6 protein-coding genes are annotated in these 5,792 nt (G+C 61.6%); all 6 read right to left on the minus strand.

Going from position 1 to position 5,792, the window contains the following annotated elements:
• Positions 1–42 precede the first annotated feature (42 nt).
• On the minus strand, positions 43–1,386 hold the full coding sequence (locus ABW043_RS06985; RefSeq protein WP_353920498.1) for an extracellular solute-binding protein: 1,344 nt from the start codon (positions 1,384–1,386) through the stop codon (positions 43–45).
• 233 nt (positions 1,387–1,619) lie between these two features.
• A complete protein-coding gene (locus ABW043_RS06990) occupies positions 1,620–2,345 on the minus strand; it encodes an SDR family oxidoreductase (protein ID WP_353920499.1) in 726 nt (241 codons plus the stop codon).
• Between the two features lie 10 nt (positions 2,346–2,355).
• Positions 2,356–3,087 (minus strand): SDR family oxidoreductase, encoded by a 732-nt coding sequence (locus tag ABW043_RS06995; RefSeq protein ID WP_353920500.1) that lies wholly within the window; start codon positions 3,085–3,087, stop codon positions 2,356–2,358.
• Between the two features lie 186 nt (positions 3,088–3,273).
• Positions 3,274–4,113, minus strand: a complete 840-nt coding sequence (locus ABW043_RS07000; RefSeq protein ID WP_353920501.1) for an ABC transporter ATP-binding protein — start codon at positions 4,111–4,113, stop codon at positions 3,274–3,276.
• Positions 4,110–5,135, minus strand: coding sequence for an ABC transporter ATP-binding protein (locus ABW043_RS07005; protein ID WP_353920502.1), 1,026 nt, complete (start codon positions 5,133–5,135; stop codon positions 4,110–4,112). Before ABW043_RS07005 ends, ABW043_RS07000 begins: the two co-directional genes overlap by 4 nt.
• 2 nt (positions 5,136–5,137) lie before the next feature.
• Positions 5,138–5,792: ABC transporter permease (locus ABW043_RS07010; protein ID WP_353920503.1), on the minus strand; the 655-nt coding region annotated here is incomplete at its 5' end.

Consider the following 5,792-nt stretch of genomic DNA (forward strand, 5'->3'; position numbering starts at 1 on the left):
TGCACGGGCGGCTGGTGCCGTCCGTGCGATCAGATCAGGCGATCAGGGGAGCTGGGCGCCCTTGTAGGTCTGCTCGAAGCGACGCAGGATTTCGTTGCCCTTGGCGTCGAACGCCTGGAGGCTCTCGAGAACCGGAGCGTTGTTGAACAGCACGTCCTGGATGGTCTTGACCATTTCGGCGCGGATCGAGGCATAGTTGCCAAGGCGGATGCCACGGCTGTTCTCGGTCGGCGGGGTGAAGGTCAGCGATTCAACGGCCAGTTCACGGCCCTTGTAGAGAGCTTCTTCGTAGAAGCCGTTGGCCTTCATGGCTTCAAAGCCAGCCATGGTCACGGGAACGTAGCCGGTGATGGTCGACCAGGTCTGGGCCTGTTCGGGCTGGGCGAGGTAGTTGAAGAACGCTGCGGCGCCCTTGTATTCCTCTTCCGACTTGCCCTTGAGGGTCCAGAGCGAAGCGCCGCCAACCAGCGAGTTGGTGCGTTCGGTGTCCGACCAGATCGGGAGCATGGCATTGGCCCAGTGCACGCCTTCGGCGGCCTGCTTGCCAATGGTGCCGTGGTCGGCAACGGAGGACGAGGAGATCTGGCACTTGCCGTTGACGAAGGCGTCGTTGGCGGTTTCGCCAGCGTCCTTGGACTTATGAACGATGATACCTTCATCGTACATCTTCTTGATCCAGGTGAGCTGGTCAACGAACTTGCCCTGGCTCACGACCATTTCGGCGTCGAGACCGCCAAAACCGTTGCCCTTGGTGGCGATAGGCTGGTTGTGGATGGCGGAGAACTGTTCGAACCACTGCCATGCACCCGACGGATCGAGAGCGATCGGGCACTCGTAGCCGGCTTCCTTCATGGCGCGACCGACGGTTTCGACTTCTTCCCAGGTCTGGGGAAGGCCGTCGAAGCCAACCTTGGCCAGCGCGTCGGTGTTGTAATAGATGACGGCGGTCGAGTTGTTGAACGGCAGCGACAGCATTTCGCCGGTCGAGGTCGAGAAGTAGGACGCGATACCCGAGAGGTAGTTGTCCCAGTCGATTTCGTAGCCGTTCGACGACATCAGTTCGCGGATCGGCATGTAGGCGCCCGAAAGCATCAGGTCGAGCGTACCGGCGTCGAAGATCTGGGTGACGGTCGGCTGCTTGTTGGCGCGGTAGGCAGCGATCGTGTTCTGCAGGGTGTTGTCGTAGTTTTCCTGGCTGACGCACACGATCTCATAGTCGGCCTGAGATTCGTTGAAGCCGCGGCACATGTCCTGCACGCGCTCGGAAAGGTCGCCGGAAAGGCCATACCAGAATTCGAACTTGGTCTGGGCCATGGCAGGTGCAGCAGCTGCGATGGAAAGCACTGCGATCGTGGACGCTGCACTGAGCAGCCGGGTGCGAGTCATTTGAGCCTGTCTCCGAATTTGAGGCCGTTTGGCGGGCGGACTCCTAGGCGCCCCGCATGACAGGTGGTTCTCAAAGCCATGGCGCTTTGACTAAGACTGTGTGTCGGATCGACGAAGGATCGGAGAAGGGTTGATGACACCGCCTGTCGCACACGGTGTCACAGGCTAGAAGACGTCGCCTAAAACCCTCCGGCGAACGTCAGAAATTTCAGCGATTACGGCTGCCTGTCAGGTCAGACGGAGAGGAACCCGCCATCGATCGGCAGCACCGCTCCCGAGACCATCGCGCTATCGTTCGACAGCAACATTGCAACGCTGTGCGCCACTTCCTCGGCCAACGCAAACCTCTGAAGCGGATGACGAACCATCATCGGCTCGCTCTTCTTGGGATCGCTCCAGGCCACCGCTGCGAGCTCGGTCAGCGTGATCGTCGGTGCCACGCAATTCACCCTGATGCCATGCGGCCCCAGCTCCTTGGCGAGCACCCGGCTGGCCCCCTCGAGCCCCGCTTTGGAGGCCGCATAGGCCAGGTGATCCTGAAAGCCGCGATGCCCGGCAATGGAGGTGATGTTGACGACCGCGCCACCCCCACCCGCCTCGACGCGCCGCCGCGCAAACTCCTGGCAGGTGATCAAAGCGGCCCGAAGATTGATCCCCAGCACCGCCTCATAGCCCGCCTCGGTCATGTCGAGCACGCTTTCGAGCACATTGATCCCGGCGCTGTTGACGAGGAAATCGCAGGTCCCCGCCTCCGCCATCGCCGCCCGCGCAGCCTTTGGATCGATAAGATCGACCACCACCGTCCGGCACCCGATCTCAGTATGGAGGCTCTCAAGGTCAGCCGCCGTCCGGCTCAGTGCCACGACCTCCGCGCCTCGCTCCGCCAGCACCTGCGCGCAGGCCCGGCCAATCCCCTTGCCCGCCCCGGTGACAATGACCGTCCTGCCCGAAAACGACATCTTGCCCCTCTCAGACACGATCAAAATTGCTCGGCAGCACGATCATGTCGCGGATCGTCACCGTGCGCTTGCGCGTCAGCATATAGACGACCGCATCCGCCACTTCCTCGGGGTCCATCAGGCTCCCGCTTTCCTTGGCCTTGCGCAGGTTTTCCTCCGGCCAGTCGGCGAGCAGCGCCGAAACCACCGGCCCCGGCGACACCTGCGCCACCCGCACCGCATGCGGCACCATTTGCCGCCGCATGCCCTGCACAAAGCTGGTGATCGCCCATTTCGAGCCCGAATAGACCGGCTCCCAATAGGTCGGGAAATGCCCGGCAATCGAACAAGTCACAACGATATCGCCGGTCTTCCGCCCGATCATGTGCGGGGACACCGCATGCACGTTCTTCATCACCGCATTGACGTTGAGATTGAGCATCCGGTCGATCGCTTCCGGCGTCGTCTCGGTCAGATCGCCGCCGATATAGGTCCCGGCATTGCAGTAGAGAATGTCGATATGCGGCACCTTTTGGAGGATTTCCGGCACCATCGCATTGCAGCTCTCCGCATCGAGCAGATTGGTCACCTGCGGAATGGCCCGCTCCCCAAGATCAGCCACAAGCTGGTCGAGCCCCTCCCGGTTCCAGTCCACCATCACCACCGTCGCGCCCTCCGCTAGCAGCGCCTTGGTGCTCGCCAGCCCAATGCCGGACGCAGCACCAGTGATAACGGCAATCTTGCCTTCCAGGGATTCAGCCAAAATTTCCTCCAAACGATACGGCCCTGCGGCCTAGCCCCGACGCTATGGTGTGTGGAGATTCACGTCAGGACGAGGCGAAAACGGTGGTTTTCGAGAACCGGAGCGGAGCGTACGTTAAGTACGTGAGCACCGGAAGCGCAGAAGATCGCCGTTTGCAGCCCGTCATCACGTGAAGATCCGCGCACCCTAGAGCGCCCGCAGCTTCTCGCGAATGATCGCGCTGGCAACGACCGGATCCGGCGGCAGCACCGCGCTCCTCAGGGCACGGGAATATTCGTGGGTCGGATTACCGAGCACATCCTCGGCGCGCCCCGCCTCCACCACATCTCCTTTGTGCATGATTATGACGCGATCCGAAATGTAATAGGCCGTCGAAAGATCGTGCGTGATGTAGATGATCGACACCCCGAGCGTATCGCGCAGCTCCCGGAAGAGGTTGACGATTGACATGCGCAGCGACGCATCGACCATCGAAACCGGCTCATCCGCCACGATCAGCTTCGGCCCCGGAATAAGCGCCCGCGCCACCGCGATACGCTGCAACTGCCCGCCCGAAAGCTCATGCGAATACCGCCCGCGCACTTCGGCGAGCGACAGGCCCACATGCTGCAGCGATTTATCGGTCGCGGCCTCCACCGCCGCCTTGTCCTTCAGCCCCAGAAACCGCCGTGCCGTCGAGAACAGATAATAGTCGAGCGTCGTCAGCGGATTGAACGCCTCGAACGGGTTCTGGAAAATCGGCTGCACCCGCGACATGAATTCGAGCCGCTCCTTACGCGTGCGCACCGCGGCAATATCCTTCCCCATGAAGCGCAGCGTGCCGCTGGTCGGCGTCTCGTTGCCAAGGATCATGCGCGCCGTCGTCGTCTTGCCGCTGCCCGACTCCCCAACCACCGTGAAGATTTCCGGCTTTTCCGCATCGAGCGTAAAACTCACATGCTTGACGGCGTGCAACGTCGAGCGATCGAGAAAACCGCCGACGCGATAGTCTTTGTTGACGTCTTCTAGTTCGAGCAGCGCGGTCATGCGGCCTCCACCTCCCCGGCACGCCAGCAGGCTACCCGGCCACTATTGCGTGCCAGCAAGGGCGGGTTCTCGCTCTTGCATTTGTCGACCGCCAACGGACAGCGCGGATGGAAGCGACACCCGCTCGGTGGATCAGCCAGGTTCGGCGGCTTGCCCGGCAACGCCACGCGCTTCCGCGTATCGCCAATGCGCGGCAGGCTGGCGATCAGATGTGCCGTATAGGGATGCTGCGGGCGCTGAAACACATCCAGCGTCGGCCCCTCTTCCACCAGTCGCCCGGCATAGACAATCCCGATCCGGTCCGCGATCGCCGCATGCACCGTCATGTCGTGGGTGACGAAAATGATCGACGACCCCATGCGCTGCTGCACGCCCTTTATCAGCGCCAGCACATCCTGCTGCACCAGGACGTCGAGTGCCGTCGTCGGCTCGTCGGCAATGATGAATTCCGGCTCGCACACTGTCGCGAGCCCAATGGTCAATCGCTGCCGCATGCCGCCCGAAAGCTGGTGCGGATAAGATTCAAGCACCCGCGGATCAAGTCCGATGCGCTGCAGGTGGCTCTCCACCCGCGCCCGAAACTCTCCCTCGCGCAGCCCCATATGCTTGAAGGCAAAGTCATGAAAAGCATGCTTCACCTTGCGCACCGGGTTCAGCACATTCATCGAACCCTGCATCACATAGGAAAGATGCTTCCACCGCGCCGCCTTCATCGCCGGGCGCTGGGCATAGACGTCCAGTTCCTTGCCCCCGAAATCGAATTTCACCGAGCCTTCCACCACCCGCAGCGGCGGCGTGATGGCGCCGGCAATGGTCTTGATCAGCGAGGATTTCCCCGAGGATGACTCCCCGGCAATCCCGTAGATTTCATTGCGATTGATGGTCAGGCTCACATCGTCGACGGCCCGCACTTCGCGGCGCACGCCAAAGTAGTTCATCTGATAGTAGGCCTTGAGGCCCTCTACCCGCAGCACGGGCTTCGTTTCCACGCTGACCGGCTTGTTTTCGACTGCGGCAAGCATGGCTACGCTCCCATCCGGCTAAGGCGACTACGAGGGTCGATATATTCGTTGACCGAAATGGCGAGCAGGAAGAGCCCGAGAAACAGCAGCACCACCGCAATGATCGGGAAGGCGATCCACCACCAGATGCCGGCAATGATGGCCTGGTGCTGGTTGGCCCAGTAGATCATCCCGCCAATGGTCGGCCGGTTGATGTCCGAGAACCCGAGCACCGAGAGCGTCACCTCAAGCCCGATGGCCCAGATGAGATTGTTCATCGCCGTAAAGAAGATGACGGGCATCACATAGGGCAGATGCTGGCGCACCAGAATTTGCGGCACGCTCATGCCGGCGAACACCGCATGGCGGGTGAATTCGCGGTTCCTCAGGCTCAGCGTCACCGATCGGATCAGCCGCGCATCATAGTTCCAGCCCAGCAGCGCCGCCGTCAGCGCCAGGATCGGCCAGCTCATCTGGTCGCGCATGACGAAATAGACCAGCAGCAGGATGGGCAGGTTCGGCAGGGCGATCATCGTATCGTTGATCGTCATGAGAAACTGGTCCCACTTGCCCCCGAGATAGCCCGAGATCATGCCGACAAAGACGGCTATGAGCCGGCTCAGCACCGTCACCGTCAGCCCGAACAGCATGGTGTTCCAGATGGCCGCGCTCATCTGC

Origin of the sequence: Devosia sp., from assembly GCF_040509215.1 — a bacterium.
Lineage (GTDB): Bacteria > Pseudomonadota > Alphaproteobacteria > Rhizobiales > Devosiaceae > Devosia.